General features: G+C 72.1%; 22 protein-coding genes and 3 pseudogenes. 5 read left to right on the top strand and 20 right to left on the bottom strand.

Features of this window, described 5'->3' with window-relative positions:
- The 5 genes and pseudogenes from ABZ078_RS40435 to ABZ078_RS40415 form a co-directional block, all read right to left on the bottom strand.
- Positions 1–2655 (bottom strand): annotated as a pseudogene (locus ABZ078_RS40435) (AAA family ATPase); the annotation flags it as partial.
- A 49-nt stretch (positions 2656–2704) separates the two neighbouring features.
- Complete coding sequence (locus ABZ078_RS40430) at positions 2705–3058, bottom strand: UBP-type zinc finger domain-containing protein (RefSeq protein ID WP_356583523.1); 354 nt, start codon at positions 3056–3058, stop codon at positions 2705–2707.
- Positions 3055–4500, bottom strand: coding sequence for an ATP-binding protein (locus tag ABZ078_RS40425; RefSeq protein ID WP_356583522.1), 1446 nt, complete (start codon positions 4498–4500; stop codon positions 3055–3057). The genes ABZ078_RS40430 and ABZ078_RS40425 overlap by 4 nt, the downstream gene beginning before the upstream one ends.
- Entirely contained in the window at positions 4497–6173 is a 1677-nt protein-coding gene (locus ABZ078_RS40420) for an FAD-dependent oxidoreductase (protein WP_356583521.1), read from the bottom strand. The genes ABZ078_RS40425 and ABZ078_RS40420 overlap by 4 nt, the downstream gene beginning before the upstream one ends.
- Before the next feature lie 166 nt (positions 6174–6339).
- A complete protein-coding gene (locus ABZ078_RS40415; RefSeq protein ID WP_356583520.1) occupies positions 6340–6693 on the bottom strand; it encodes a VOC family protein in 354 nt (117 codons plus the stop codon).
- 66 nt (positions 6694–6759) lie between these two features.
- Between ABZ078_RS40415 and ABZ078_RS40410 the strand changes: the two genes are divergently transcribed.
- Entirely contained in the window at positions 6760–7632 is an 873-nt protein-coding gene (locus ABZ078_RS40410) for a universal stress protein (protein ID WP_356583519.1), read from the top strand.
- Positions 7633–7647: 15 nt separating this feature from the next.
- Here ABZ078_RS40410 and ABZ078_RS40405 read toward each other — a convergent pair whose 3' ends face one another.
- From ABZ078_RS40405 to ABZ078_RS40395, 3 genes are all read right to left on the bottom strand, one after another.
- Complete coding sequence (locus ABZ078_RS40405; protein WP_356583518.1) at positions 7648–8880, bottom strand: DUF4032 domain-containing protein; 1233 nt, start codon at positions 8878–8880, stop codon at positions 7648–7650.
- Between the two features lie 41 nt (positions 8881–8921).
- A complete protein-coding gene (locus ABZ078_RS40400; RefSeq protein ID WP_356583517.1) occupies positions 8922–9668 on the bottom strand; it encodes an MBL fold metallo-hydrolase in 747 nt (248 codons plus the stop codon).
- A 90-nt stretch (positions 9669–9758) separates the two neighbouring features.
- Positions 9759–10388: an alpha-ketoglutarate-dependent dioxygenase AlkB gene (locus tag ABZ078_RS40395; RefSeq protein WP_356583516.1), complete on the bottom strand. Its 630-nt coding sequence runs from the start codon at positions 10386–10388 to the stop codon at positions 9759–9761.
- 125 nt (positions 10389–10513) lie between these two features.
- Between ABZ078_RS40395 and ABZ078_RS40390 the strand changes: the two genes are divergently transcribed.
- Together ABZ078_RS40390 and ABZ078_RS40385 are read left to right on the top strand one after the other, a co-directional pair.
- Positions 10514–11134, top strand: coding sequence for a TetR/AcrR family transcriptional regulator (locus ABZ078_RS40390; RefSeq protein WP_356583515.1), 621 nt, complete (start codon positions 10514–10516; stop codon positions 11132–11134).
- A 16-nt stretch (positions 11135–11150) separates the two neighbouring features.
- On the top strand, positions 11151–12824 hold the full coding sequence (locus ABZ078_RS40385) for an FAD-binding dehydrogenase (protein WP_356583514.1): 1674 nt from the start codon (positions 11151–11153) through the stop codon (positions 12822–12824).
- 72 nt (positions 12825–12896) lie between these two features.
- Here ABZ078_RS40385 and ABZ078_RS40380 read toward each other — a convergent pair whose 3' ends face one another.
- Positions 12897–13259 (bottom strand): DUF488 family protein, encoded by a 363-nt coding sequence (locus ABZ078_RS40380; RefSeq protein WP_356583513.1) that lies wholly within the window; start codon positions 13257–13259, stop codon positions 12897–12899.
- A 130-nt stretch (positions 13260–13389) separates the two neighbouring features.
- Here ABZ078_RS40380 and ABZ078_RS40375 point away from each other — a divergent pair, with 130 nt between their 5' ends.
- On the top strand, positions 13390–13848 hold the full coding sequence (locus ABZ078_RS40375; RefSeq protein ID WP_356583512.1) for a DUF6098 family protein: 459 nt from the start codon (positions 13390–13392) through the stop codon (positions 13846–13848).
- Positions 13849–13895: 47 nt separating this feature from the next.
- Here the strand turns inward: ABZ078_RS40375 and ABZ078_RS40370 are convergent, their stop codons facing one another.
- The 7 genes and pseudogenes from ABZ078_RS40370 to ABZ078_RS40340 form a co-directional block, all read right to left on the bottom strand.
- Positions 13896–14147, bottom strand: a complete 252-nt coding sequence (locus tag ABZ078_RS40370) for a WhiB family transcriptional regulator (RefSeq protein WP_356583511.1) — start codon at positions 14145–14147, stop codon at positions 13896–13898.
- A 106-nt stretch (positions 14148–14253) separates the two neighbouring features.
- Positions 14254–14508, bottom strand: a pseudogene (locus ABZ078_RS40365) (ATP-binding protein); the annotation flags it as partial.
- Between the two features lie 70 nt (positions 14509–14578).
- Positions 14579–14653 (bottom strand): annotated as a pseudogene (locus ABZ078_RS40360) (TetR/AcrR family transcriptional regulator); the annotation flags it as partial.
- A 92-nt stretch (positions 14654–14745) separates the two neighbouring features.
- Positions 14746–15201: a cyclic nucleotide-binding domain-containing protein gene (locus tag ABZ078_RS40355; RefSeq protein ID WP_356583510.1), complete on the bottom strand. Its 456-nt coding sequence runs from the start codon at positions 15199–15201 to the stop codon at positions 14746–14748.
- Between the two features lie 286 nt (positions 15202–15487).
- Entirely contained in the window at positions 15488–15709 is a 222-nt protein-coding gene (locus ABZ078_RS40350) for a hypothetical protein (protein ID WP_356583509.1), read from the bottom strand.
- A gap of 35 nt (positions 15710–15744) precedes the next feature.
- On the bottom strand, positions 15745–17988 hold the full coding sequence (locus tag ABZ078_RS40345) for an FUSC family protein (RefSeq protein WP_356583508.1): 2244 nt from the start codon (positions 17986–17988) through the stop codon (positions 15745–15747).
- Between the two features lie 71 nt (positions 17989–18059).
- The gene (locus ABZ078_RS40340) at positions 18060–19445 is read right to left on the bottom strand and encodes an NAD(P)/FAD-dependent oxidoreductase (RefSeq protein WP_356583507.1); all 1386 of its coding nucleotides are present in this window, start codon (positions 19443–19445) and stop codon (positions 18060–18062) included.
- Positions 19446–19707: 262 nt separating this feature from the next.
- Here ABZ078_RS40340 and ABZ078_RS40335 point away from each other — a divergent pair, with 262 nt between their 5' ends.
- The gene (locus ABZ078_RS40335; protein ID WP_356583506.1) at positions 19708–19836 is read left to right on the top strand and encodes a hypothetical protein; all 129 of its coding nucleotides are present in this window, start codon (positions 19708–19710) and stop codon (positions 19834–19836) included.
- A 101-nt stretch (positions 19837–19937) separates the two neighbouring features.
- Here the strand turns inward: ABZ078_RS40335 and ABZ078_RS40330 are convergent, their stop codons facing one another.
- The 4 genes from ABZ078_RS40330 to ABZ078_RS40315 form a co-directional block, all read right to left on the bottom strand.
- A complete protein-coding gene (locus tag ABZ078_RS40330) occupies positions 19938–21845 on the bottom strand; it encodes an AMP-dependent synthetase/ligase (RefSeq protein ID WP_356583505.1) in 1908 nt (635 codons plus the stop codon).
- 133 nt (positions 21846–21978) lie between these two features.
- Positions 21979–24186 (bottom strand): 1,4-alpha-glucan branching enzyme, encoded by a 2208-nt coding sequence (gene glgB / locus ABZ078_RS40325; RefSeq protein WP_356583504.1) that lies wholly within the window; start codon positions 24184–24186, stop codon positions 21979–21981.
- A 4-nt stretch (positions 24187–24190) separates the two neighbouring features.
- Entirely contained in the window at positions 24191–25552 is a 1362-nt protein-coding gene (locus tag ABZ078_RS40320) for a maltokinase (protein WP_356583503.1), read from the bottom strand.
- Positions 25553–25587: 35 nt separating this feature from the next.
- Positions 25588–26127 (bottom strand): alpha-glucosidase C-terminal domain-containing protein (locus tag ABZ078_RS40315; RefSeq protein ID WP_356583502.1); only part of this gene is annotated, 540 nt, incomplete at its 5' end.

Here is a 26127-nt window from a genome sequence, read left to right as displayed (position 1 = left end):
CGCCGTCGCCGCCGTCGTAGTCGGGCAGCACGATCGTCGTCGAGGCGGCGGCGTCGCGGTCGCCCGCCGCCAACAGGGCCTCCGCGTGGCGCAGTCGGCACCGCGCCCGCTCGTACTCGTCGCCGTGGTCGAACGCCGCCACCGCCTTCGCCCACGCCCCCGCATCCGGCCCGGACACCGCACGCGTCCACTCCGCCTCCGCGCGGGCCAGCCACGCCATGCCCTCCGGACCCTGAGGTGTGCCGTCCCTGCCACGGACGGCCGTCGAACGCGCCAGTTCGACCAGCTCGGTCGCCGTGCCCGCCCAACGGTTCACGCCCACGTCGTCGCCGGTCCGGCGCAGTGCGGCGGCACGGTCGGCGACCGCCGACAGCGCGAGGGCGGCGAGCCGGACCGTGGCGTCGGGCAGCGTTCCCACGTCGTCGGTGAGGGCCGCGACCGTGGACCGCATCCACTCCACCGCCGCCTCGGCGTCACCGCGCAGCGCCGCCGCGTCGGTGAGCGCGATGCCCGCGACCAGCGTGCCCACCCAGTCGAAGGGACCTTCGAGCAGACCGCGGGCCTCCTCGACGGCCGCGAAGTCACCGCGCGCGAGGGCGACGTACACCGCCGGACCGGCCGCGTGTCCGGCGGTCGCGGGCAGCACCTCGGCGTCCGTCGCCGCGACGCTCACGCACTCGTCCCAGCGGCCCAGCGTGTACAGCACCAGCAGGTGCAGATACCGCATCTCCAGCGGATACGGCGAGGACAGCAACCCGGCACGCCGGGCCCGGTCCAGCCCCTCCGTCAGCCAGGGCAGCGACTCCTGGAGGTCACCGGACTCGAAGCAGCCGACGGCGAGGTGGCACAGCGCCCGCATCTCCACCGGCGCGTTTCCCGAGCCCCGCGCCAACTCCCGGGCCTCACGCAGCCGCGCCCGCCCCTCCGGCGTGGCACGGCCGCCGCCCTCTAGCCCGGCCAGTGAGACGAGCAGGTCCGCCCGAGCGTCCGTCACCTGAAGTTCCTCGGCGATGCGCAGGGCCTCACGCGCCACCCGAGCGCCGTCTCGTTCTCCCCGACCTGGCGTGCCGCCATGACATGCGTCGCCGCCGCCCAGACCCAGGTCCGCGACGGGGGTTCGGCCGGGATGAGGGCGAGCGCCTCACTGCTGTGGGTGAAGGCCGCCGTCAGACGGTCGACGCTGAGCAGGTTGCCGGCGAGGGTGTAGCGGACCTGGGCGGCGAGCTCGGTGTCCGTGTCCTGGCCGACGCCCGCGAGCGCCGAGCGGGTGAGCGAGACCGCGCGGTGCGCCTGACCGGCGTGCGCGGCCGCCGACGACGCGCGCAGCGTGAGCGTCACACGGTCGGTGTCCTCGCCGCAGGGACGTGCGGACGGCTCCACCGACGCCCACAGATCCAGAGCCGTCTCCAGATGCCGCAGCTCCTCCGCGGGCGCGCCGACCCGGTGCGCGTGCGCGGCGGCCTCCAGCGAGGCGGCCAGGGCCTCGGCCAGGTCGTGGCTCTCGCGGTAGTGGTGGGCGCGCTCCGCCGCCGTCTCGGCCGGACGGCCGCGCCCGGTCAGCAGCCGGGCGAACGTGCCGTGCAGCCGGGCGCGTTCGCCGGGGAGCAGGTCGGCGTAGACCGCCTCACGGGCGAGCGCGTGCCGGAACGCGTAGGTGTCGCCGTCTCGGGGCACGAGCAGTTGCCGTCCGACGGCCTCGCGCAGCGCCGACTCCAGGTCCTCCTCCGCGATGCCCACGGCACCGCGCAGCAGGTCGTGCTCGACACGGCGCCCCGCGACGGCCGCCGTGCGCAGCACCTGCTGCGCGGTGTCGGAGAGCTGCTCGAACCGGATGAGGAGGACGTCGGCCAGCCCGCTGGGCACCCCGTCGGCCTCCGCGTCCGCGGCCGCGACCAGTTCCTCGGCGTAGAAGGCGTTGCCCTCGGCCCGCTCCACGATCCGCCGGACCGTGGTGTCCGGCAGCGGCCGCTCCTGCACAGCCCGCACCAGCCTGGCCACCTCGGCGTCGGCCATGGGCCGCAGCTCCAGCCGCTCGACGGCGGGCAGCCGCACCAGCTCGGCGAGCAGCGGCCGCAACGGATGCCGTCGATGCAGATCGTCCGCGCGATACGACGCGAACAGGGCCAGCCGATGCCGGGGCACCCCGGCCGCCGACCGCTGGAGGATTCCCCGACTCAGCAGGAACCGCAGCAGATCCCTGGACGACTGGTCGGCCCAGTGCAGATCCTCCAGGACGAGCAGCAGCGGCGCGACGTCCGTCAGATCGGCCAGCAGCCCGGCGATCCCCTCGAACAACCGCAGCCGGTCCCGGACGGCGTCCGTCCCACTCCCCAGCAGCCGCTCGACCACGGGATGAGCCCCGAGAACAGCCGCGAACCGCTCGTCACCGGCGAGTGCCCCGAGTACCTCGGTGAACGGCAGATACGGCAGCCCCACGTCCCCGAGATCGACACAGTGCCCGGTCAGGACGATCATCCCGTCCCGAGCCGCCCGCCCCGCGAGCTCGTCCAGAACCCGAGTCTTGCCGACCCCGGCATCCCCGGCGACCAGGACGGCCCGCGCCTCACCATCCCGGGCACGCCGCAGCACACCGGACAGCCGGGCAAGCTCGTCTGCCCGCCCGATGAGCGGCGTACCGAAGGAGGTCTGCGACACGCACACATCCTGTCACTCGGAACCGACAGCGCCTGTGCCGCCCTCGCGGCTAGGCACGCAACGTCTTCGCCCAGTCGGCCGGGACCCGCCCCGCCGGCCCGGGCGCCGGCTGCTCCGCGGGATGACTCACCGGTGGCGCGAGCTCGGGCCCCGACTCGTACAACTCGTTCGTCTCGAAGTTCCAGTACCAGCTCTCACCCGGCTCGAAGCTCTGCACGAACGGATGCCCGGTCTTGCGGAAATGCCCCGTCGCGTGCTTCGCCGGCGAACTGTCACAGCACCCCACATGCCCGCACTGCGCACAGCGCCGCAGGTGGAACCACCACCCACCCGCCGCATCGCACTCGACGCACCCGCTCCCACTCGGCGGAACACTCGGATCGATTCCGTCGTCGGCACTCATGCGGAGTCCTCCTCGACCGGTGTGAGCGGCAGCAGCACCTGGAAGCGGGTGTCCCCCGGCTCCGACTCCACCTGGATGCCGCCGTGGTGCTTGTCGACGACGATCCGCCAGGAGATGTCGAGCCCCAGCCCGGTGCCCTCGCCCACGGGCTTCGTCGTGAAGAACGGATCGAAGATCCGGCTCCGGTCCTTGGGCGGAATACCGATCCCCGTGTCCCGGAACTCCACCAGCAGCCGGTCGTGGTCCCGCGCCGTCCGCACGGTCAACGTCCCCTCCCCGCCCGCGCTGTCGATGGCGGAGACCGCGTTGTCGATGAGGTTGGTCCACACCTGGTTGAGCTCGGCCGGGTACGCCGGGATCTTCGGCAGCGCACGGTCGTACTCCTTGACGACCTTGATCCGGGGGCCGATCTTGCCCGACAGCATCAGCAGGGTGCTGTCGAGGAGTTCGTGCACATCGGCGTTCTGGAACGGCGCCCGGTCGAGCTGGGAGTACTGCTTGGCGGCGTCGACGAGATGCGAGACGCGGGTGGTGGAGTCGTTGATCTCGTCCATCAACAGCTCGGTCTCGACGGTGTAGTTGAGCCACCCGATCGCGCTCGGCAGGATCGCGTCGTCCACCGCCGCCGCGACCTGGTCCAGCCAGTCCACGTCGAGACCGGCCTGCACGAAGGTGGGCGCGATCCGCCAGCCCTCCGCGATGCCGTGGTCGTCCAGCCAGTCGGTCACGGCGTCCTCCAGGTCCGACGCCTCCAGCGGGCTCAACGCCGGTGCCTTGGCGACCCGTTCGGCGGTGCGCTCCTGGATCTCGATGAGGTCCGCCATGACCTCGGGCGAGTACGAGCCCTGCGCGATCACGGCCAGCTTGTGCCGCATCTTGCCCACCCGCTCCCGCAGCGTCGCGGTCGCCCGTACGGCCGCCGCGGCGGGGTTGTTGAGCTCGTGCGTGAGACCGGCGGACAACGAGCCGAGCGCCAGCAGCCGTTCACGCTGGTTGATGGCCACCTGGGTGCTCTTCTGGCCGAAGAACAGGCCCTCCAGCAGATGCAGGGCCATCGGGAACCACTCGCGGATCACGTCCGAGAACGTCGCGGCGGGCAGCACGAAGAACCGCGTCGGCTCCGTGACCCGCATCGAGCTGTTGTACGTCTGCGGTACCCGGTCCCCGAGATAGGCCTGCCAGGCACCGGAGTACACCCCGCGCTGGGAGGTCCGGGTGACCTCCACGTCGTCGCCGCCGACCCGCCGGGACAGCACGACGGTGCCCTCGATCATGACGAAGAAGCAGGTCGCGGGATCACCCTCGGCGTACACGGGGCCGGGCTGGTACAGCTCCACCCGCCCCTCGCTGCACAGGCTGCCGAGCTGCTCGGGGGTGAGCTTCTCGAACAGGAACAGCGCCCCGATCTCGCCCGGGTCGCACGGCATCGGCTGCCCGCTCATGACTGCTCCAGATAGCGGTGGACGAGCATCACGGCCATGGCTCCCTCTCCGACGGCGGACGCGACCCGCTTGGCGGACTCGGCGCGGGCGTCGCCCGCCACGAACACGCCGGGAACGTTGGTCTCCAGGTGGTACGGCGGCCGGTCCAGCTCCCAGTCGGCGGGCGGCCGCCCGTCCGGGGTCAGGTCCGGGCCGGCCAGGATGAACCCGCGCTCGTCGCGCAGCACCGTCCCGTCCAGCCAGTCGGTCAGCGGGGCCGCGCCGATGAACACGAACATCCACTGGGCGTCGACGAGTTCGGTCCGCCCGCTGTCCAGGTCGCGCAGCGTCAGCTGCTCCAGGTGGTCGGAGCCGTGCGCGGACTCCACGACGGTGCGCGTGCGCACCGAGATGTTGGGGGCCTCGTCGATCTGCTGGATCAGGTAGTGCGACATCGACGCGGACAGGTCCGGCCCGCGCACCAGCAGCGTCACCGACTTGGCGCCCCGCGCCAGGTACATCGCCGCCTGCCCGGCCGAGTTGGCGCCGCCGACGATGTAGACGTCCTGCCCCTGGCAGGCGGGCGCCTCCGTCAGCGCCGACCCGTAGTACACCCCGCAGCCGGTCAGGTCGTCGCAACCGGGCGCCGCCAACTGCCGGTAGGACACGCCGGTCGCCAGGATCACACTGTGCGCGGCGACCGCCGAGCCGTCCGAGAACCGCACGATCCGGGCGGCCCCGCAGACCTCCAGTCCCGTCACCTCGCGGGCGGTGAGGATCTCGGCGCCGAACCTCGCCGCCTGCCGCCGGGCCCGGTCGGTGAGCTGCGCCCCCGACACACCGTCCGGGAAGCCCAGGTAGTTCTCGATCCGGGAGCTCTGCCCGGCCTGCCCACCGGTCGCCGAACGCTCCACCAGCACCGTCCGCAGCCCCTCCGACGCCCCGTACACGGCCGCACCCAACCCCGCCGGACCGCCGCCGATGACGACCAGGTCGTAGAAGTCGGCCGCCGGCGTCGTCGCAAGCCCCACCTTCGCGGCCAGCTCGGGCACCTCGGGCGCCACCAGGGGCGTGCCCTCCGCCGTGATCACCAAAGGCAGCCGCCGCCCGTCCTGCCCGGCCGCGGCGAGCAGCCGCTGTCCCTCCGGCTCGTCGGCCGAGTACCAGCGGTACGGCACCTGGTTGCGGGCCAGGAACTCCCGTACCTCCGAGGAGCGCGCCGACCAGCGGTGCCCGACCACCTTGGTGCTGGGCACCGGCCGGTGGTCGCTGCGCCGCCACGACTCCAGCAGGTCGTCCAGCACCGGGTAGAGCTTCTCCTCGGGCGGGTCCCACGGCTTGAGCAGATAGTGGTCGAGGTCGACGACGTTGATCGCGTCGATCGCCGCGTTCGTGTCCGCGTACGCGGTCAGCAGCACCCGCCGGGCGCCCGGATACACGTCCAGGGCCTGTTCGAGGAACTCGATGCCGTTCATCTGCGGCATCCGGTAGTCGGCCAGGATGACGGCCACGAGGTCGCCGCGCAGCTTCAGCTCGCGCAGCGCCTCCAACGCGGACTCGCCGGACTCCGCGCGCACGATCCGGTGCGACTCGCCGTAGCGCCGCCGCAGATCACGGGCGACCGCCCGGGACACTCCCGGGTCGTCGTCCACGGTCAGGATGACGGTCCGCGCTGTGTCGGCGGCCTGTGCCATACGTCTCCCACCCCGAGGGTCTCGTGCTCGGCACGGCGGAGAACGACCGGATGGCGCAGTCGCCGCGCCGACTCGCCCCATCGTATGTTCGATCCGCCCGCTTCGCTCGGGTATGCGGGCGGCGGGCGCCGGCGGCGCGGAGACGGCTTTCGGGCGGGCCGAGTTCTCAGCTCCGGCGCGTGGCGAGGACGCAGAACTCGTTGCCCTCCGGATCGGTGAGGACCACCCACGGCTGCTCGCCCTGGCCGACGTCCGCGTGACGTGCGCCGAGCGTGAGGAGCCGGGAGACCTCGGTGTCCTGGTCGTCGGGACGGAAGTCGAGGTGGAGGCGGTTCTTGATCGTCTTGTGCTCCGGGACCGGCGCGAAGACCAGCCCGGGCAGGCGGTCCCGCGCGGGCCGGATCTCGTACTCCTCGGCCGAGTCGTTCACCACGACCCAGCCGAGCGCCTCGGCCCACCAGCGGCCCAGGGCCACGGGGTCGGCCGCGTCGACGTTCACGTGCTCCCACTGCAAAGCCATGGGTGCAGGGTAGTGAAGACTGGGCCCCACGGACGGACGTGACCACGACACGAGGAGGCAGCCGGAATGACGCGCCCGATCACGGCAGGGGTGGACGGATCGGAGGAGAGCCTGGCCGCGCTGGGCTGGGCCGGCCGGGAGGCGGTCCGCCGGGGACTCGCCCTGCGGGTGGTGCACGCCTGGCGGTACCAGCCGCACGAGGCGATCGACGCGGGGGACGCGGAGTCCCAGGCCCGGCGGGCGCGGGAGCAGCTGGCGGAGACGGCCCGGTCCGTCGCCGAGGGGCACGCCGGACTTCAGGTCACCACCGACGTCCTCGAGGGCGGCCCCGTCGAGACGCTTGCCGCCGCGGCCGCGGACGCCGAGATGCTGGTGCTGGGCTCGCGGGGCCACGGCGCCGTCGTCGGGTTCCTGCTGGGCTCCGTCGGACAGCAGGTGATCGCCCAGGCCGGGCGTCCCGTCGTCCTCGTACGAGCCGGGGGCAAAGCGTCCGCCGAGGCCGCCGGGCGCGAGATCGTCGTGGGTCAGCAGGGCGACCCGGAGGACAGCGCCGCCGCCCTGCGGTTCGCGTTCGAGACGGCGGCGGCGCGGGGCGCGAGCGTGCGCGCCGTGCGGGCCTGGACCCTGCCTCCGCTGTTCGCCTACAGCCCGGCCTCCCTGAAGCTCCTCGACGAGGCGGGTGGCCTGGAGCCCTACGAGAAGAAGGCGCTGGGTGAGGCACTGCGGCCGTGGCGGGAGCGGTTCCCGGACGTCCCCGTGGTCGAGCACGTCGAGATGGGCAGCGCCGGGCAGGTCCTGCTGTCGGTGGCCGGGCGGGCCCAGCTCATGGTCGTGGGCCGCCGCGCCCACCGTACGGCCGTGGGTGCCCGGATCGGCTCGGTGGCACACGGTGTCCTGCACCACGCGGAGTGCCCGGTGGCCGTGGTGCCGCACGGCTGAGGGCGCCGGCCCGGGTCACTCGGCCGTCGGCTGCAGTGTCTCCCGGGCCTTGGGCAGGATGTTCTCCAAGTAGTCCGCGACCACCGTGTCCAGGTCGATGTCGTGCTGTGCCCGCTCGGACAGGTACCAGCGGTGTTCGAGCAGCTCGTGGTAGATCTCGGCCGGGTCCATGGACCCGCGCAGTTCCAGTGGCACGGCCCGCACCGTGGGCCGGAAGACGTCCCGCACCCAGCGGTGGGCGAGCACCTCGGGGCGGGCGCCGAGGGGGTCGCCCGGGGCGTAGTCGTCCTGGGTGGCCATCCAGCTCTCCAGGTCGGTCAGCAGCCGACGGGCCTGGTTCTCCTCGGTGTCCAGGCCCGTCAGGCGCAGCAGCTGACGCTGGTGGTGGCCGGCGTCGACGACCTTGGGCACGAAGGTGACCGTGTCGCCGTTCGGGGCGTGCTCGATCTGCATCTCGGCCACGTCGAAACCGAGCTCGTTCAGGCGGCGTATCCGGCGCTCTATGTAGTGGTACTTGCCCGCCGGGTAGACCGACGTGCGGGTCAGCTCCTGCCACAGGCTCTGGTAGCGGGCGCAGATCTCCATGCCGAACTCGATCGGGTCCACCGAGGGATGCAGCGCCCCGGACGCCTCCAGGTCCAGCAGCTCGCCGCTGATGTTGACGCGGGCGAGCTCCAGGTCGTAGTCGCGCTGGCCGTTGCTGAGGTGCGCGTGCAGATCGCCCGTCTCGGCGTCCACCAGATACGCCGCGTAGGCGCCCGCGTCGCGCCGGAACAGCGTGTTCGACAGCGAGCAGTCGCCCCAGGCGAACCCGGCGAGGTGGAGGCGGACGAGCAGCACGGCCAGCGCGTCCATCAGCCGGTGCATGGTCGCCGGACGCATCGTCGTCTCGAACATCGAGCGGTACGGCATCGAACCGCCCAGGTGCCGGGTCACCAGGACCGACTCCAGCGGGCCCCCGTCGGCGTCGGCTCGCCCGGTGACCACGGCCAGGGGGTCCACCGCCGGGATGCCGATGCGGTCCAGGTCGCGCAGCAGCTCGTACTCGCGCAGGGCCGGGCGCTCGGCGAGCTCCTTGACGGCGATCACCTCGCTACCGGCCCGGGCGTACCGCACCACGTGCCGTGAGATACCGCGCGGCAGCGGGACCAGGACTTCCTCCGGCCACTCCTCCAGGGGCAGATGCCAGGGCAGCTCCAGCAGGAGCGCGGGGTGCTCCGGGTTCGTCGCGCTGATCTGCAGTGCCATGGGCTGTTCGTCCTCGCCTCGCCGGTGATCGTCACCTCACCTTAAAGCGCGCGCTCCCGGGCCTGGAGGGCAGCTTCGCGCACCGCGCCCCGGTGCGCCGGACCGTGCCCGGGCAGCAGCAGGTCCGCCTCGAGATCTTCGAGTACGTCGAGTGAGGCCACGGCACGGGCGCGCTCGCGGTGGAACATGTCGGGCAGCAGTTGCGGCCCCTTGATCCGGGAGGTGGGGTGCCCGCTCACCAGGGCGTCGCCCGCGATCACCACGCCGGCGTCCGGCAGGTGGAAGGCACAGTGCCCGTCGGTGTGGCCGGGCGTGTGCACCGGGACGGGGCGGCCGGGGAGGTCGAGCGGGCCGGCCGACGGGAACGGCTCGGGCGAGGCGACCGGGACGTGTGCGGTGCCGCCGGAGCGGATGGCGTGGATCGCCCAGGGCAGGACGCCCGGCCGCCAGCCGTTCCTCAGGACCGTCCCGACGTTCACCTGGTGCAGGAACTCCCGCCGGGCGTGCGGCACTTCGGCCTCGTGGAGGTATATGGGCGTGCCGTACGTGCCGCGCAGGTGCTCGGCGTTGCCCAGGTGGTCCGTGTGCGCGTGGGTGACCAGGACGGCCGTGACCGCCTCCGGCGAACTCCCCACCTCCGCGAGCGAGGCGAGCAGATGTGCCCGGTCCCCGGGGTAGCCGGTGTCGATGAGCGTGACCGCGTCCCCCTCGGAAAGGATCACCCAGTTGGTGTTGCTGCCGTGGACCAGGTAAGTGCCGTCGGCGACTTGCCGCACATCTGTCCGCATGATCGTCCCGAGTGATGAGGTTCCTGCCCGACGCGCACAGCAAAGCAGATCATCCCAAGGGCGTGACCGGCGGGTGGGGACACAGGCTTCTCAGCGCACGCCGTGCGGGCGGAACTGGATGCTGATGCGCGGTCCCGTGGCGCGGGTGGTCTTCGGTATCGAGTGCTCCCAGGTCCGCTGGCAGGAGCCGCCCATCACGATGAGGTCGCCGTGCCCCAGCGGTCGGCGCAGCGTCCTGGCGCCGCCCCGCGCGGGGCGCAGCAGCAGATCGCGGGGCGCGCCCACGGAGAGGATGGCGACCATCGTGTCCTCACGCGCGCCCCGCCCGATCCGGTCACCGTGCCAGGCGACGCTGTCCCGGCCGTCGCGGTAGTAGCAGAGCCCGGCCGTCGTGAAGGGCTCGCCCAGCTCCTCGGCGTAGTGCGCGGACAGGATGTCGCGGGCCTCCGCCAGCACCGGGTGCGGGAGCGCGTCGCCGGGGCCGTAGAAGGCGAGCAGCCGCGGCACGTCGACGACGTTGTCGTACATCTTGCGCCGCTCGGCACGCCAGGGGACCGCGACGGCGAGCTGTTCGAACAGGGCGTCGGCGCCGCTGAGCCAGCCGGGCAGGACGTCGATCCAGGCGCCGTGGTCGAGCCGGGTACGCCGGATCCCGGCGAGGGACCCGAGGCGCAGCTCGTCGGTCTGGTCGAACAGGGAGCCCTGGAGGTGCCTGGTCATGGTTCCAGCGTATCGCTGAATCGAATATGTGTTCCCATTGGATCTTGGCTCGCTTTGGCTGGAGGTCTTTGGATACAGTCCCGTATCGGATACATTCATGTATCCAACGAGGGTGGGAGACGGCGGTGGAGGGAACGGCCAAGCGCGTCACCAGGCGCCGGGTCCGCACGCGGGCCAATCTCCTCGACGCCGCGTTCGCGGTGTTCGCCGCCAAGGGGTTCGGCCGCGTCTCCATCGAGGAGGTCTGCGAGGCCGCCGGCTACAGCAGGGGTGCCTTCTACTCCAACTTCGACAGCCTGGACGAGCTGTTCTTCGCCCTCTACCAGCAGCGCGCGGACCTGATCGCGGAGCAGGTGTCCGGGGCGCTCGCCGTCGACGGGCCGGACCTGGACGTGCCCGCCGCCGTGGACCGGGTGACCGAAGTGCTGCTCCTGGACCGCGACTGGCTCCTGGTGAAGACGGACTTCCTGGTCCACGCCGCCCGTGACCCGGCCGTCGCGCAGACCCTGCTGGAACACCGGGGACGACTGCGCGGCGCGATCGCCGACCGGCTCGCCCGCGCCCGGGGACTCACCGCACTGCCCGCCGTCCTCGGCGACATCGACGGCGCCGCCCACGCCGTGGTCGCCGCGTACGACGGCGTCACCACCCAACTGCTGCTGGACAGGGACGTCGAGCACGCGCGCGCCTGGCTGAAACAACTGCTCACCGCGCTGCTCACCGACGGCAGCGACACCACCGTATGAGGAAGGGACGGTCGCCATGGATGCCGACGTCATCGTCGTCGGAGCGGGACTCGCGGGCCTGGTCGCCGCGCACGAACTGACCAGCCGGGGCCGCAGGGTCGCGCTCGTGGACCAGGAGAACGCCGCCAACCTCGGCGGGCAGGCGTTCTGGTCCTTCGGCGGGCTGTTCCTCGTCGACTCGCCGGAGCAGCGGCGCCTGGGCATCAAGGACTCCTTCGACCTGGCCTGGAACGACTGGCAGGGCAGCGCCCAGTTCGACCGGGTGGAGGACGAGGACTCCTGGGCGGTGCGCTGGGCGCGCGCGTACGTCGAGTTCGCGGCCGGCGAGAAGCGGGCCTGGCTGGACGGGCACGGCATCAAGTTCCTGCCCACCGTGGGCTGGGCGGAGCGCGGTGACCTGCGCGCCGACGGCCACGGCAACTCGGTGCCCCGGTTCCATATCGCCTGGGGCACCGGTACGGGCGTCGTGGAGCCGTTCGTCGGGTACGCCAAGCAGGCGGCGCGCGACGGGCTGCTCACCTTCTACCACCGGCACCAGGTCGACGAACTGGTGATCGAGGAGGGCGCGGCGCGCGGTGTCCGCGGCACGGTCCTCGCCGAGGACAACTCACCCCGGGGTGTCGCCTCCAACCGCGACCGCGCCGGCGAGTTCGAGCTGACCGCCCAGGCCGTCGTCGTCACCACCGGCGGCATCGGCGCCAACCACGACATCGTCCGCCGCTACTGGCCCGAGCGGCTCGGCACCCCGCCCACCGAGATGGTCACCGGCGTCCCCGCCTACGTCGACGGCCGGATGCTCGACATCAGCGCCCAGGCGGGCGTACGCCTGGTCAACCGCGACCGCATGTGGCACTACACCGAGGGCCTGCGGAACTGGGACCCGATCTGGCCCGGCCACGGCATCCGCATCCTGCCCGGACCGTCCTCGATGTGGTTCGACGCCCTCGGCCGCCGCCTGCCCGACCCGTGCCTGCCGGGCTACGACACCCTCAGCACCCTGAAGCACCTGCGCACCGACGCGGACATCGCCGGGTACGACCACTCCTGGTTCATCCTCAGCCAGAAGATCATCGAGAAGGAGTTCGCGCTGTCGGGCTCCGAGCAGAACCCCGACATCACCGCCAAGGACCGCGCCGGGTTCCTCAAGGAGCGCGTCCTCGGCAAGGGCGCCCCGGGACCGGTGGCGGCGTTCCTGCGCAACGGCGCGGACTTCGTGACCGCCCCGAACCTGGAGCAACTGGTCGAGAAGATGAACCAGTTGACGGACAAGCCGCTCCTGGAGGCGGAGGGCATCCGGCGCCAGATCGAGGCCCGCGACCTGCAGATCGCCAACCCGTACAGCAAGGACGCCCAGGTGCAGGGCATCCGCAACGCCCGCCGCTACATCGGCGACCGCCTCGGCCGGGTCGCCACCCCGCACCGCATCCTCGACCCGGCGGCCGGCCCCCTGATCGGCGTCAAGCTGCACGTGCTCACCCGCAAGACCCTCGGCGGCATCCAGACCGACCTCGACTCCCGCGCGCTCGCGGCCGACGGCACGCCCGTCGACGGTCTGTACGCGGCCGGCGAGGTCGCCGGCTTCGGCGGCGGCGGCGTCCACGGCTACAACGCCCTGGAGGGCACCTTCCTCGGCGGCTGCCTCTTCTCGGGCCGGGCGGCGGGCCGGGCGGCGGCCCGGCAGACCGCCTAGGGCCGGTTGCGAACGTGGTGCCTGCCGCGCGGCCGCCCTTCGGGCGACGACACCCACTTTCGCAACGGGCCCTTAGCCCCGCCGACCCTCGCCGAGCAGGCGGGCGAGCACGGCCGCGTGACTGCGCTGCGGGGTCCTGACCGCCGTCAGCAGCGTCACCGGCCCCTTGCGGGACAGCTCGCGCACGTGGTCCAGGAGCTCGGCCGCCTCCGGGGCGGCGAGCTCCGCCTCGTACCGCGCGCCGAACTCCTCGTACGACCCCTCGCCCGCGTGGTACCAGCGGCGCAGCTCGGTCGACGGGGTGATGGCCTTGGGCCACTCGTCCACGCGCGCCGCGTCCTTCGACACGCCGCGCGGCCACAGCCGGTCGACCAGCACGCGGACGCCGTCGTCCGGCTCGGGCGGTTCCTGGACCCGGCGTACCCGTACGCTCATGATCAGACCTTTCTCGGGCGGACGTGCCGCGAGCGTACTGCCGTGGCCCGGTGCGGGCCGGTCGTCCGATTCCGTTCGTGTCCTGCGGGTACTCCGTCCGCCTGACGGCGTCCAGGGAGGAGGTCACGCCATGAGCCGATCGGACGATCTGCCGGTCGTGCGCACACTCACCGAGCTCACCGAGCTGGTCGAGCGGCAGCAGGGCCTGTACGTCCGCTGGTCGCGCGGCCCGGGGACCGATCTGCGCGACGTGTCCAGCACCGACGACCTGACGGGCGTGCCCATGTCGGGTCTGTCCGCCAACCCGCTCGACGTCGAGGAGTGGTGGGAGGACCGGCCGGTCCAGGTGTGGGTGGCCCGGCGCTTGCACGACTACGCCCATCTGCCGCACGAGAAGGGTCCGGGAGTACGGCCCTGGGTGCTCGCGGGCAAGGAGACCGCCCGCGGCCCCGACAACGAACCGCTGGTCACCGACGCCCGGCCGATGTGCTGGATCGACCAGCGGGTCATCGACGAGGCGAAGGCGGAGGTGTCCCGGCAGGAGAACCCCTGGGGGCCACTGCGTCGCAGCGGCCGCAGCGGTCGCTGAGGCCCCGGGCCCGCGGGGCCCGGAACCTCGGCGTGTCCGTGGGGAGGTCAGCCGGAACGGCGGCTCGCGGCCACACGGCGCCTCAGGGCGCGTCGTTCCGTCTCGCTCGTCCCTCCCCAGACCCCGATGGACTGCCCCGTGTCCAGCGCCCAGTCGAGGCACCGCTCCTGGACGGGGCAGCGCCGGCACACCGCCTTGGCCTGCTCGGTCTGGAGCAGGGCCGGGCCGGAGGTGCCGATCGGGTAGAAGAGGTCGGGGTCCTCGTGGCGGCAGGCCGAGTGGTCTCGCCAGTCGTCCATCAAAGTCACCTGCGATCGTCGTACGTGCCCTCGGTGGATGCATTGCTCGTTTGCGAGTCGCCTGTCGACGCACGAGTGAAACCCCGTGGGACACCGGCGAATTCGGTCACTGTTCGCGCATGCCCCGCGGGGAGCCGTACGCGGTCAGCAGGTCCAGGAAGGGGCGGGCGGGGAAGACCTCCGGCCCCAGCACGCCCACGCCGGACCAGGCGCCGGTGGCCAGGAGTTCGAGGGCGGCGACGGGGTTGACGGCGGTCTGCCACACCACGGCCTGGCAGCCATATTCGGCCATGGACCACTGGTTGTCGACCACGCGGTACAGGTACACCTCGCGCGGCTTGCCGTCCTTCACACCCCGCACCTCGAACTGGGCGTCGCCCAGCTTGACCCCGCACTCCTCGTACGGGCGCAGCGGATGGGGCCGCGACAGGGTCGATGAAGGCGTGGTAGACGCGCACGCTGTCGGGCAGCGGGAACCCGGCTGTCCGCAGGATCTCCAGCACGGCCCCGTACGTCGACATGGCGATACGACCCTGATCGCCGGGAGCGACACCGAACCCTCTGAGCTCGCGGCACACCCCGCCGCCGCGCCCCGGACTCAGAGCACACTGCGCCGGCGGTGCCCGTACTGCTCCATCAGCCTGCCCCGGGTCAACTCCAGCCGGTGCGCGAGGATTTCGGCGACGTGCCGCACCAGGGACATCCCGAGCCGCGGATCCTCGTCGCACAGCCGGAGCACCTGCGCCGCGTCGAACTCGTAGGCGCGCACGGGGCTGAAGGCCTCCGCGCCGAAGTCCCACTGGTACGGCGGGAACAGCCAGGACCAGCCGAGCAGATCGCCCGAGCCGAGGCTGGCGACGGTGACCCGTTGCACGGGCGTCACGCGCTGGTCGAGGGAGACGGCGCCCGAGCGGATGACCCAGAAGCGGTCGGCCGTGCCGCCCGCCTCGAAGATCCGGGCGTCCTCCGGGAAGGAGACCTCCCGGGCGAGGGCCATCAGGCGCTCGCGTTGTGGCGACGGAAGGGCGGTCAGCAGTTTGATCGCTTTGGTCATGACACGGGGCTCCTCACCGACGACTGAGGTTCCGTTGCTTCCCTGCGTCCATTTCAGCCGCTGCCGGCCCGGTGAGCACCTCGGCGGAGGACGTTTTCCGCCGGGAGTCTTCGCGCGGCGGGACACCGGGGCATGAGAAAGCCCTGGCTGGACGGGGGAGACCAGCCAGGGCCGTAGGTGGTGGTGCAGGGGGACGGATGCGGTCTACCCCGTGAACCACGTATGTATGAACCGTAAACCACCTCTGGTGGTTCTGCGTAGCCGAGACAAGGGTGCGTGACCGGTTTCACTCCGATCCATAGTGCTTGCCCGGGGTCAGGATCTCCTCCAGCACCGTGAGCACGGCCCCGTAGGCCACCGTCCGTACGGCGGCGTCGCGGGCGCCCTCGGGGTCGGTCGACCTCAGTTCCTCGCTCCGCGTCCGCCACGTCCGCTCCTCCTGCCGGGCGCAGGCCCTGGCGCGCTGCATGCGCCGCAACAGTTCGTCTGAGTCCACGACATCGGTCATGACTTCTGCGTACCCCGCTTTCGCCCGGTGAGCCCTCACTTGTCCGGTGCGGCGACGGGCACGCCCAGGGGGCGGGCCAGACCGGCCACGCCCTCGTCGAGGCGCTGCAGATGCCGCAGCACGCGGTCGGTGACCCGGCCGTAGCGCGGCGCGCCGGGGGCGGCCGGTCCCAGGAGGGAGGCGATGCTGGGGCCGGTCTCGATCTCGGCCCCGGCGTGCTCGTCGGTGACGTGCGCCGCGATCGCCTCGATGTTGTGCGCGATGCGTCCCGCGGCCCGGCGCAGCCGGGGGTCCGCCGCGATCGCGGGGTGGGTGGGCAGCAGTTCGGCGGTCGCGGCCAGTGAACGCGCGTGGTAGGCGCAGGTCTCCAGCAGCGCGACGACATAGCGGGCGGTCTCCCGCCGGGCCCGCAGCGGCGTCACCGGATGGATCAGGGGTTGCGTGGCGGCCCGGAGGTCGGCCAGCGCCTGGTCAAGGTCGCGGGCCTGGTCGAGCAGGTCGACCGGAGGCCCGCCGCTGAGCTGCTCGACGGCGCTGCGGGTGACGTCGCCGAGCCGCTCCAGGACGGTGGCGAGGAGTTCGTCGGTACGGCGGTCCGTCCGCACCGGCAGGACGAACGCGGCCGCGATCACCCCGCAGGCCGCGCCCAGCGCCGTCTCCTCGATGCGCAGCACGAGCACCGAGAGGCTGTAGGTGTGCAGCAGGGTGTAGAGCAGCCCGAGCGCCGCGGTGACGAAGAAGGACATCAGGGTGTAGGACAGCGGAGCCGAGTAGAACATCGCGAAGACGAACAGCAGCACCAGCGCGAACGCCGTGAAGGTGTGGCGTCCGACGGCGCCCGCCAGCACGATGCCGGCCAGGACGCCGAGCACGGTGCCCAGCAGCCGACGGTAGCCCTTGACCAGGATCTCGCCCGTGGAAGCGGTGTTGAGGAACACGATCCAGCAGGTCAGCACCGCCCAGTACCAGCGGTCCCGGGACAGCAGCTCACCGCCGACGATCGCCAGCGCCGACCCCACGGCCACCTGCACGGCGGCACGCGTGGTGGGACGCCGCAGCCCCGTGGGCTCCTCCGGGGGCTCCTCGTCACCGGCGTCGAGCACGGCGTCCTCCGCGTCCAGCTCCTCACGCGAACGCGTCGTCGCCGGGCTGTCGTCCGACTCGTCAGGGGCGCCGCCGAGGGCGATCCGCAGCCCGAGGACCGCGCGGGCCGCCTCACCGACGCGCCGGAAGACGTCCTGGACGGCCGGGGAGGCGTCGGGCAGGTTCTCCTCGTCGCGGTAGCCGAGGAGCCGGTTGCGCACGTGGGCCAGCGCCGTTCCCGTGGCTCCGTCGACGGGGCGCAGCACGAGCAGGCGCAGCGCCTCGAGGTCGCGGCGCAGCGTGACGGACGCCTCGTCGCGTGCGGGGTGCCGCCAGCCCGAGGGCACGGGCGCGCCCGGCAGATGCAGGGCCAGCGTGTCCGCCCGCTCGGTGCCGCGCGCGGCGAGCAGCGACAGACCGAGCCGCTCCGCGGCGATCTCGGCGTCGGCGACCCGCCGCTGGACGAGCCGGGCCACGGCCTCGTCGGCGGTCCCCTCCGCCAGCCGGCCCTGGATCATCAGTGCCGTCTCGTGCAGGCGCGCGGTGCCCTCGCGCACCCGCTCCAGGGCCCGGTCCGCCTCCCGGGGCCCGGCGTCGAGCAGGTCGAGCTGCGCCGACAGCAGCTGGGCCAGCCGGGCGCGGAAGGCTTCGCGCAGCCGGTCGAGCACCCCCGCCGGTGTCTCGGGGACGACGGCGAACCGCACCAGCGCGCTGCACGCGAAGGCCACGGCGACCGCTCCGCACAGCTCGGGCAGGTCGGGGACGGTGGCGCCGACGAAGAGGGACACGAAGTAGATCTGGAAGCCGATCAGACCGAGCGCGGTGCCGCGGTCGCCGAACCGGCGGCCGTAGACGGCACAGAAGATGAGCGCGACGAAGAACAGGTCGCCGGCCACGACATGGCGGTGCAGCAGCGCCGCCAGGGTCATGGAGGCCAGCCCCACCGGCAGGCCCACGGCGAGCGTGACGGCCTGCCCCGCGCGCTGCTTCTCCCGGATGGCGAAGGTGGCGACCATCGCCGCCATGGCCCCCGCCACCAGGTGGGTCACATCGCTGCCCAGCACGGCGAGCACGGCGACCGCGAGGGCGATCGCGCCCACCGTCCGCAGCCCCGCGGCCAGCCGCAGCAGCCCGGGATCCGACGCCGCGACCCGGTCTCGCAGTCGCGTGCGGACCGGCCGTCCCGCTGCCCTCACGCCGCCGTACTCTCTCTCCCGCGCTCCCCGTTCCTCACACCCCGAGCCGTGGCCCGGCCGGGGCCGTCACCTCACTCGGCCGTCCCCGCGGCCCCGTCCTCCCCGGCGACGTGCGCCCGCAACTGCTCCGGCGTCAGATACGCGTGGATGAACTCGAAGTCCTTCAGCTTGGCCGGACTGCGGGACTGGAACCCGGTGCGCACGAAGTCGTCCCCGGCGACGGCGTTGAGCAGCCAGTTCGTCATGACCCGGGTCTTGGCGACGTTGGTGCGCAGGGCCGACCAGTGGTAGCCGCGGGCGACGGCGAGCGCGGGCAGGCCCTTCAGCTCGACGCCGAGCGGCTTGGACACGGCGTCGCGGCCGCCGAGGTCGACGACCAGGCCGAGGTCCTTGTGCTCGTACGGCCGCAGCGGCTGGTCGCGCAGGGCCGCGATGACGTTGTCGGCGACCACCTTGCCCTGGCGCATGGCGTGCTGGGCGGTGGGCGGGCAGACGGCGCCCTCCTCGCCCTTGGCCACGTCGGGTACCGCGGCGGCGTCACCGAGCGCGAACACGCCGTCGTGGCCGGGCAGGTTCATCTCGGCGGTGACCGCGAGCCGACCGCGCACCGTTTCCGCGCCCAGCGTGCCGATCAGCGGGCTGGCGACGACACCGGCGGTCCAGATCAGCGTGTGGGTGGGGATCACCCGGCCGTCGGTGAAGGTGACCTCGTCGGGACCGGCCTTCGCGATGGAGACACCCAGGGAGATCTCGATCCCGCGCCTGCGCAGCACCTCCTGGGCGGTGTCGCCCAGCTTCTCGCCGAGCTCCGGCATCAGCCTGGGCGCGATGTCGATCAGATGCCACCGGATCAGGCGCGGGTCGAGCCGCGGATAGCGTTTGACGGCGTTGTGGGTGAGCTGCTGCAGGCACGCCGCGGTCTCGGTGCCCGCGTAGCCGCCGCCGACCACCACGAACTGAAGCCGTGCGGCGCGCTCGTCCGGGTCCTGGCTGGCGTCGGCGAGGTCGAGCTGGGAGATGACGTGGTCGCGCAGGTAGGCGGCCTCCGCGAGCGTCTTCATGCCGTACGCGTGGTCGACGAGACCGGGGATGTCGAAGGTGCGGGTGACGCTCCCGGGGGCCAGCACGATGTAGTCGTACGGCTCGTTGACGATCTTGTCGGTGATGGTGCGGACGACGCAGACCTTCGCCGCGAGGTCCACGCCGATGGCGCCGCCCGGGATGATCCGGGTGCGGTACTTGCGGCTGCGGCGCAGCGACAGGGCGATCGACTGGGGCGTCAGGACGCCGGAGGCGACCTGGGGCAGCAGCGGCAGGTAGAGCTGGTAGGAGGACGGCGTCACCAAGGTGATCTCGGCCTCGTCGGGGGCGAGTCTGCGTTCCAGCCGGCGAACGCATCCGACTCCGGCGAAGCCTGCGCCAACCACCAGGATCCTGGGTCGTGTCACGGTGATCATCCCTTCTGCGGCTCCAGGCGGTCTGCCTCGACGTCGTTCGCCTGCCCCTGGATCGCTGCTTCGCACGCATCGATCCCACCGCGCCACCGGTCGTTCCGCCAGCCGGGAGCAGCAGGCAGATGAACCCGTCGACAGCCACCTTGCCCCAACCGGCCCGGGGGCACACCGGTTCGGAAGTGAAAGACGTGTACGCGTGATGTCTTGACGGGTCGATTGGTCCGGACCTGGCGTTCCGAAACGCTCGTCCAAACCAGGGACCCGAATGCATATACGTGAGACCGCCACCACCACCGAGGACGAGGACGGCTTCCTCCTGGAGATGCGCAAGGACGACAGCGGCACCCACGAACCCGTCGCCCTCGTCGATCCGGACGTCACCGGCACGACCTGATCACCCTGCCCGGCGAGAAGCGCGCCTCCTTCCGGATCCGCGCCCTCGTGCTCGGCGAGCGGTCCGACGTCGTACGGCTCACCACGGGCGAGTAGGCGTGCTCACCCGAAGACGTTGTCCGCGTCGTCCCAGTGCGCCAGCTCGGCCGACAGCTGCTCCCGGGGCGCGCGCGAGCGAGCCTGGTACATCGCGTCGATCTGCGCCGCGTAGTGCCGCACGATCGCGTCCCGGCGCAGTTTCATCGACGGCGTCAGCAAGCCGCTGGCCACGTCGAACGATTCCGGCAGCACCCGGAACACCCGGATGGACTCCGGGCGCGACACCGCGCTGTTCGCGGCGGCCACGGCCCGGGCGATCTCCTCCCGCAGGGCGTTCTCCTCCCGTGCCTCCCGCATACGCGCGTCGCTGCGCGCCGCGAGGGAGTCCCGCCAGAATCCCAGGAAGTCCGGGTCCAGCGTGATCAGGGCCCCGACGCAGGGCCGGTTGTCGCCCACGACCACCGCCTGATGGACCAGCGGATGCTGCCTGAGGCGTTCCTCCAGGAGCGCCGGGGAGACGCTCTTGCCGTTGCTCGTGACGATGACGTCCTTCTTGCGTCCGGTGATCGTCAGATAGCCGTCGGAGTCCAGCCGCCCGAGGTCCCCGGTGGCCAGCCAGCCGCCGCGCAGCGCCGCCCGCGTCGCGGCCTCGTCGTTGACGTAGCCCTGGAACACCGACGGCCCCCGCACCAGGATCTCCCCGTCGTCGGCCACCCGGATGTCCATGCCCGGCAGCGCCTGCCCGACCGTCCCCGACATCTCCCGGCCCACCGGCTGAGCGGTGACCGCGCCGCAGGTCTCGGTCAGACCGTAGCCGTCGTTCACGTAGATGCCGATGCCCTCGTAGAACAAGGACAGCTCACGGTTCAGGGACGAGCCGCCGGACGTCGCCCGCAGCACCCGGCCGCCCAGCGCGGCACGCAGCTTGCGGTACACCGTCCGCTCGTACAGGGCGTGCTGAAGCCGCAGATCGAAACCGGGCCCGGGCCCGCCGCCCAGCCGGTGCCGCTCCGAAGCCGCCGCGAAGTCCCGCGCGGTGTCGGCGGCCCGCTCGAACAGCGCGCCGCGGCCCGCCTGCTGGGCAGCACGCAGGAAGTTCTTGTAGATCTTCTCGAAGATCGACGGTACGGCGCAGAAGTACGTGGGGCGGAACGTCCGCAGCGCCGACGTCAGCGCCGCCTCGCTCAGGTCGGGTTCGTGCCCCATCAGCATGCCGCCGCGCACGCACAGACTCTGCACCAGCAGGCCGTACACATGGGAGAAGGGCAGGAAGGCGAGCACCGATCCCTGCTGCTCGCCGGGCGGGATCACCGTGTGCCCCCAGCCCGCGAGCAGCGTGTCGCAGGGGCTCGCCAGCCCGCGGTGGCTCAGCGCGCAGCCCAGGGGACGACCGCTCGTGCCGGAGGTGTACGAGACGACGGCGGTGGAGTCCGGCAGCACGATGCGGCGCAGCGACTCGACGGTGGCGAGCGGGATGAACGCGCCGCGCTCGACGAGTTGATCGAGTCCTCCCGCGTCCAGTTGCCAGACGTGGCGCAGCCGCGGCAGCGATCCGCACACGGAGCCCACCGTCATGACCGCCTGCTCGTCCTCGACCACCACGGCCACGCATTCGGCGTCCCGGAGGATCCACGCGACCTGGTCGCGCGACGCCGTCGGATAGATCGGGACCACCTCGGCGCCCACCGTCCACAGCGCGTAGCTGAGCACCGTCCACTCGTACCGCGTGCGCGCCATGATGGCTACCCGGTGGCCCGGCGAGATCCCGAACGCGATCAACCCCTTGGCCACATCGGTCACTTCGTCGCGCAGTTCCACCGCGGTCACCTCCTCCCAGGTGGCGGAGGAGGGGTCGGGACGGCGCGCGAGCATCGGCAACGTGGGGTAGAGGGCCGCCGTCTCGAAGACGCTGTCGGCAAGCCCGCCGGTCAGGGTCGTGACGGTCGGGGGAGCGAGGCCGAGGTCGCGCATGCGCTGCTCCTGCTGTGTACCGGGTGTGACATCACCGATGAGTACGGTTATCGGCGGTGCCCGAATCTAGCCCAGCTCAGAGCGCGTGGTGTCGAGAACTGACAATTGACCCCGTTCGGTGATCTCGGCACGCTCAGGGTGACAGCCACACCGTGGCGAGCGGAGGCAACGTCAGCCGGATGTGCCCGTCCTCCGGTTTGACGGGGTCGGGGTTGGTGACGTCGCTCCCGCCGTAGTGCGCGGCGTCGGTGTTGAGGGTCTCCTGCCAGACGTCGATGTGGTCCGGCACCCAGAGGCGGTAGTCGTGGCGGACGACGGGGGAGAAGTTGGAGACGGAGAGCAGGACGTCGCCGTCGGCGCCGTACCGGAGGAAGGCGAAGACGTTGTCGTCGGCGGCGTCCCCTACCACCCACTGGAACCCCGCCGGGTCGGTGTCCCGTTCCCAGAGCGCCGGGCTCGCCCGGTAGAGCGTGTTGAGGTCGCGGACCAGGTCCCGCACCCCGCGATGGTCGCCCGCGGACGCGTACCCGGGATCCAGCAGCCACCACTCGGGACCGTGTGCCTCCGACCACTCGGCGCCCTGCGCGAACTCCTGTCCCATGAAGAGGAGTTGCTTGCCGGGGTGGGCCCACATGAAGCCCAGGTAGGCGCGGTGGTTGGCGCGTCGCTGCCACCAGTCGCCGGGCATCTTGGAGACCAGCGCCTGCTTGCCGTGCACGACCTCGTCGTGGGAGATGGGCAGGACGTAGTTCTCGCTGTAGGCGTACACCATCGAGAAGGTCATCTCGTTGTGGTGGTACTTGCGGTGCACCGGCTCCTTGGCCATGTACTCCAGCGAGTCGTGCATCCAGCCCATGTTCCACTTCAGCCCGAACCCGAGCCCGCCGCTGTCGGTCGGCCGGGTCACCCCGCCCCAGGCGGTCGACTCCTCCGCGATCGTGACGACCCCCGGGTTGCGCCGGTACACGGTCGCGTTCATCTCCTGCAGGAACCGCATGGCGGCCAGATCCTCGCGCCCGCCGTGCTCGTTCGGCGCCCACTGCCCGAAGTCCCGCGAGTAGTCGAGGTAGAGCATGGAGGCGACGGCGTCCACGCGCAGCCCGTCGATATGGAACTCCTCGCACCAGTAGGTGGCGTTGGCGACGAGGAAGTTGCGCACCTCGGTGCGCCCGTAGTCGAACTCGAACGTCCCCCAGTCCGGATGCTCGGCACGCCGGGAGTCCCCGGGTTCGTACAGCGGGTCCCCGTCGAACCGGCTGAGCGCCCAGTCGTCCTTGGGGAAATGGGCCGGCACCCAGTCGACGATCACCCCGATGCCGGCCTGGTGCAGGCGGTCCACCAGGTACTTGAAGTCGTCGGGCGTACCGAGCCGCGAGGCCGGCGCGTAGAAGCCGGTGACCTGATAGCCCCAGGACCCGGCGAAGGGATGCTGCGCCACCGGCATGAACTCGACGTGGGTGAAGCCGAGGTCCCTGACGTACGCGGGCAGCTCCTCGGCGAGCCCGCGGTACGTCAGGCCGGGCCGCCAGGACGGCAGATGCACCTCGTAGACCGAGAAGGGCGCCCGGTGCACGGGGACGTCGCCCCGGTGCGCCATCCACCTCTCGTCGCCCCACTCGTAGTGCGAGGCGTGCACGATCGACGCCGTGTCCGGCGGGACCTCCGCGCGGCGTGCCATCGGGTCGGCCTTGAGGAACCGGCCGCCGTACCGGGACGTGATCTCGAACTTGTACCGGGTGCCCTCGCCGATGCCCGGCAGGAACAGCTCCCACACCCCGGACGCGCCCAGCGACCGCATCGGGAACGCCGTCCCGTCCCAGCAGCAGAAGTCCCCGGCGACCCGCACACCCCGGGCGTTCGGCGCCCACACGGTGAACCGGGTGCCGGCCACGCCCTGGTGGGTCATCGGCTCGGCACCGAGCGCCTTCCACAGCTCCTCGTGCCGTCCCTCGCGGATGAGGTGCAGGTCGAACTCACCGAGGGCGGGCAGGAAGCGGTAGGGGTCGTGGACCTCGCGCTCGTCGGACTCGTCCTCGGCGTACGCCACCAGCAGCGTGTACGGCGGGACCGCGTCCAGCGGCAGCACGCCGCAGAAGAGTCCGCCTCCCTCGGAGACGAGCCTGGTGCGCTCGCCCTTGACCACGACGCTCACCGCTCGCGCGAACGGGCGCAGCGCGCGGAAGGCGATCCCGCCCGGCACCGGATGGGCGCCGAGCAGGGCGTGCGGATCGTGGTGGGCGCCCGACAGCAGGCGATCACGGTCGGCGGGGTCCAGGTCGGGCGCGGTGGCGCACCGGCGCGGTCCGGCCGATTCGGGGCGCGAGGTCTCGTGCAGGGCCATGCGGTCAGGCTCCTCTCACGGCGAGGCGTTCGATCGCCGCCATCGGTACGGGCAACCAGTCGGGTCGGTGCCGGGCCTCGTACAGGACCTCGTACACGGCGCGGTCTGTCTCGTAAGCGCGCAGCAAGCCGTGCTTCTGGCGCGGGTCCCACCCGGCCGAGGCGGCATAGCCCGCGCAGTAGGCCTCCCGGCAGCGACGCGCCCACTCCGGACGCCACGGGCGGCGCTGCCGGGCGGCGTAGTCGAAGGAGCGCAGCATGCCGGCGATGTCCCGCACCGGCGAGTGCACGCCGCGCCGCTCGGTGAGCGGGCGGGACGGCTCGCCCTCGAAGTCGATGACGAACCACTCACGGCCGGCCCGCAGCACCTGGCCCAGGTGCAGGTCGCCGTGGATGCGCTGGGCGGGCGGCCCGGGGTCGCAGCCGGCCAGGGCGCCGAAGGCGTTGCGCAGGCCGGGGACGAAGGGCTGGAGCGCGGGGACGAAGTGCGCGGCGTTCTCCAGGCGCTCGGTCATCGCCGCCGCCGTACGGCCGTTCTCACCCCGGGCCAGGCAGGGGAAGGCCGACGCCAGCGCCAGGTGCACCTCCGCCGTCGCCCGCCCCAGCTGGCGGGCCTCCGCCGTGAAGTCACCACCCGAGGCCAGCGCGTCCAGCGCCAGCGTCCAGCCGTCGGTGGCGTCCCGCAGGAACGGCTGGAGCACCCCGAGCGTCGCCTCCCAGGGATGCGTCGTGCGGAACCAGGCCACCGGGGCCGGTACACGACGGCAGCCTTGCCCGGCCAGTGCTTCCGACAGCTCCAGGTCGGGGTTGACGCCGGGCTGGATGCGCCGGAACAGCTTGAGGATGAACGTATCGCCGTACACCAGCGAGGAGTTGGACTGCTCGGCGTCCAGCAGCCGCGGCACGAGCCCGGCCGGCACCGGCACGGACAGGTCCCCCTCGAAGCGCAGCGGGCCCGCCGCGCCGGGATGCCGCAGCCGCTCCAGGAGGAGCTGGGCCGACCGGGGGTCCTGCAACGCGTCGAATACCGTCAGACCGGCCAGCGGGCCCTCCTCGGCACGGCCGATGAGCGCCCGTCCCAGCCGCGGCGACAGGTGCTGCCGTACGCCGAGCAGCAACTGGTAGCAGTCACCGGCCGGGGGAGCGCCGCCCGGCGCGGGCACCGCCGAGTGTCCGGCGTGCACCAGCAGATGCAGACAACCCGGGAACAGCTCCGTCATGGACAGCAGAGCGAGGTCCGTGACGGGCCGGTCCTTGCCGGCGAACCAGCGCTGCCGTGGCAGCCATGCGCGCAGCAGCCCGGCGAGCGAGGCCATGGGGCCGGCGTCGACCGTACGGCTCGGTCGGGGAGATGCGGTCTTCTGCATGGTGACGCGTCCTTTCCTCGGCGCCTGCTCAAAGCTCACGCTGAGAGTCGTCGGCCGATGCGGGATGCGACTCGGGAGAGCCGGAACCAGTAGAAGCCGTGGCCCCCGAGGGTCAGCAGGTACGGCAGTTCGCCGATCGCCGGGAAACGGACCCCGCCGAACAGCTCCACCGGGTGACGTCCGCTGAACTCACGCAGATCGAGCTCGGTGGGCTGCGCGAAGCGCGCGAAGTTGTTCACGCAGAGTACGAGGTCGTCCTCGTACTCACGCAGGAAGGCCAGAACCGCCGGGTTGGACGACTGCAGTTCCCGGTAGGAGCCCAGTCCGAAGGCGGGGTTCTGCTTGCGGATCTCGATCATGCGGCGGGTCCAGTGCAGCAGCGAGGACGGCGAGGCCATGGACGCCTCGACGTTCGTCACCTGGTAGCCGTAGACCGGGTCCATGATCGTGGGCAGGGTGAGGCGGCCCGGATCGCAGGTGGAGAACCCGGCGTTGCGGTCGGGGGTCCACTGCATGGGTGTGCGGACGGCGTCGCGGTCGCCGAGCCAGATGTTGTCGCCCATGCCGATCTCGTC

Origin of the sequence: Streptomyces sp. NPDC006385, from assembly GCF_040612485.1 — a bacterium.
Taxonomy (GTDB): Bacteria; Actinomycetota; Actinomycetes; order Streptomycetales; family Streptomycetaceae; genus Streptomyces.
The sequence above is the reverse complement of the archived record's forward strand: the minus strand, read 5'-3'. Positions and strand labels throughout refer to the sequence as shown.

What these genes read in the sequence shown, in the direction of transcription:
- ABZ078_RS40375 (WP_356583512.1), top strand. Translation starts at nt 13,390, where the DNA reads ATGAGCCGATCGGACGATCTGCCGGTCGTGCGCACACTCACCGAGCTC.
- ABZ078_RS40430 (WP_356583523.1), bottom strand. Translation starts at nt 3,058, where the DNA reads ATGAGTGCCGACGACGGAATCGATCCGAGTGTTCCGCCGAGTGGGAGC.
- ABZ078_RS40405 (WP_356583518.1), bottom strand. Translation starts at nt 8,880, where the DNA reads ATGGCACTGCAGATCAGCGCGACGAACCCGGAGCACCCCGCGCTCCTG.
- ABZ078_RS40340 (WP_356583507.1), bottom strand. Translation starts at nt 19,445, where the DNA reads ATGATCACCGTGACACGACCCAGGATCCTGGTGGTTGGCGCAGGCTTC.
- ABZ078_RS40350 (WP_356583509.1), bottom strand. Translation starts at nt 15,709, where the DNA reads ATGACCGATGTCGTGGACTCAGACGAACTGTTGCGGCGCATGCAGCGC.
- ABZ078_RS40355 (WP_356583510.1), bottom strand. Translation starts at nt 15,201, where the DNA reads ATGACCAAAGCGATCAAACTGCTGACCGCCCTTCCGTCGCCACAACGC.
- ABZ078_RS40330 (WP_356583505.1), bottom strand. Translation starts at nt 21,845, where the DNA reads ATGCGCGACCTCGGCCTCGCTCCCCCGACCGTCACGACCCTGACCGGC.
- ABZ078_RS40385 (WP_356583514.1), top strand. Translation starts at nt 11,151, where the DNA reads ATGGATGCCGACGTCATCGTCGTCGGAGCGGGACTCGCGGGCCTGGTC.
- glgB (WP_356583504.1), bottom strand. Translation starts at nt 24,186, where the DNA reads ATGGCCCTGCACGAGACCTCGCGCCCCGAATCGGCCGGACCGCGCCGG.
- ABZ078_RS40335 (WP_356583506.1), top strand. Translation starts at nt 19,708, where the DNA reads ATGCATATACGTGAGACCGCCACCACCACCGAGGACGAGGACGGCTTC.
- ABZ078_RS40420 (WP_356583521.1), bottom strand. Translation starts at nt 6,173, where the DNA reads ATGGCACAGGCCGCCGACACAGCGCGGACCGTCATCCTGACCGTGGAC.
- ABZ078_RS40415 (WP_356583520.1), bottom strand. Translation starts at nt 6,693, where the DNA reads ATGGCTTTGCAGTGGGAGCACGTGAACGTCGACGCGGCCGACCCCGTG.
- ABZ078_RS40320 (WP_356583503.1), bottom strand. Translation starts at nt 25,552, where the DNA reads ATGCAGAAGACCGCATCTCCCCGACCGAGCCGTACGGTCGACGCCGGC.
- ABZ078_RS40380 (WP_356583513.1), bottom strand. Translation starts at nt 13,259, where the DNA reads ATGAGCGTACGGGTACGCCGGGTCCAGGAACCGCCCGAGCCGGACGAC.
- ABZ078_RS40410 (WP_356583519.1), top strand. Translation starts at nt 6,760, where the DNA reads ATGACGCGCCCGATCACGGCAGGGGTGGACGGATCGGAGGAGAGCCTG.
- ABZ078_RS40425 (WP_356583522.1), bottom strand. Translation starts at nt 4,500, where the DNA reads ATGAGCGGGCAGCCGATGCCGTGCGACCCGGGCGAGATCGGGGCGCTG.
- ABZ078_RS40395 (WP_356583516.1), bottom strand. Translation starts at nt 10,388, where the DNA reads ATGACCAGGCACCTCCAGGGCTCCCTGTTCGACCAGACCGACGAGCTG.
- ABZ078_RS40400 (WP_356583517.1), bottom strand. Translation starts at nt 9,668, where the DNA reads ATGCGGACAGATGTGCGGCAAGTCGCCGACGGCACTTACCTGGTCCAC.
- ABZ078_RS40370 (WP_356583511.1), bottom strand. Translation starts at nt 14,147, where the DNA reads ATGGACGACTGGCGAGACCACTCGGCCTGCCGCCACGAGGACCCCGAC.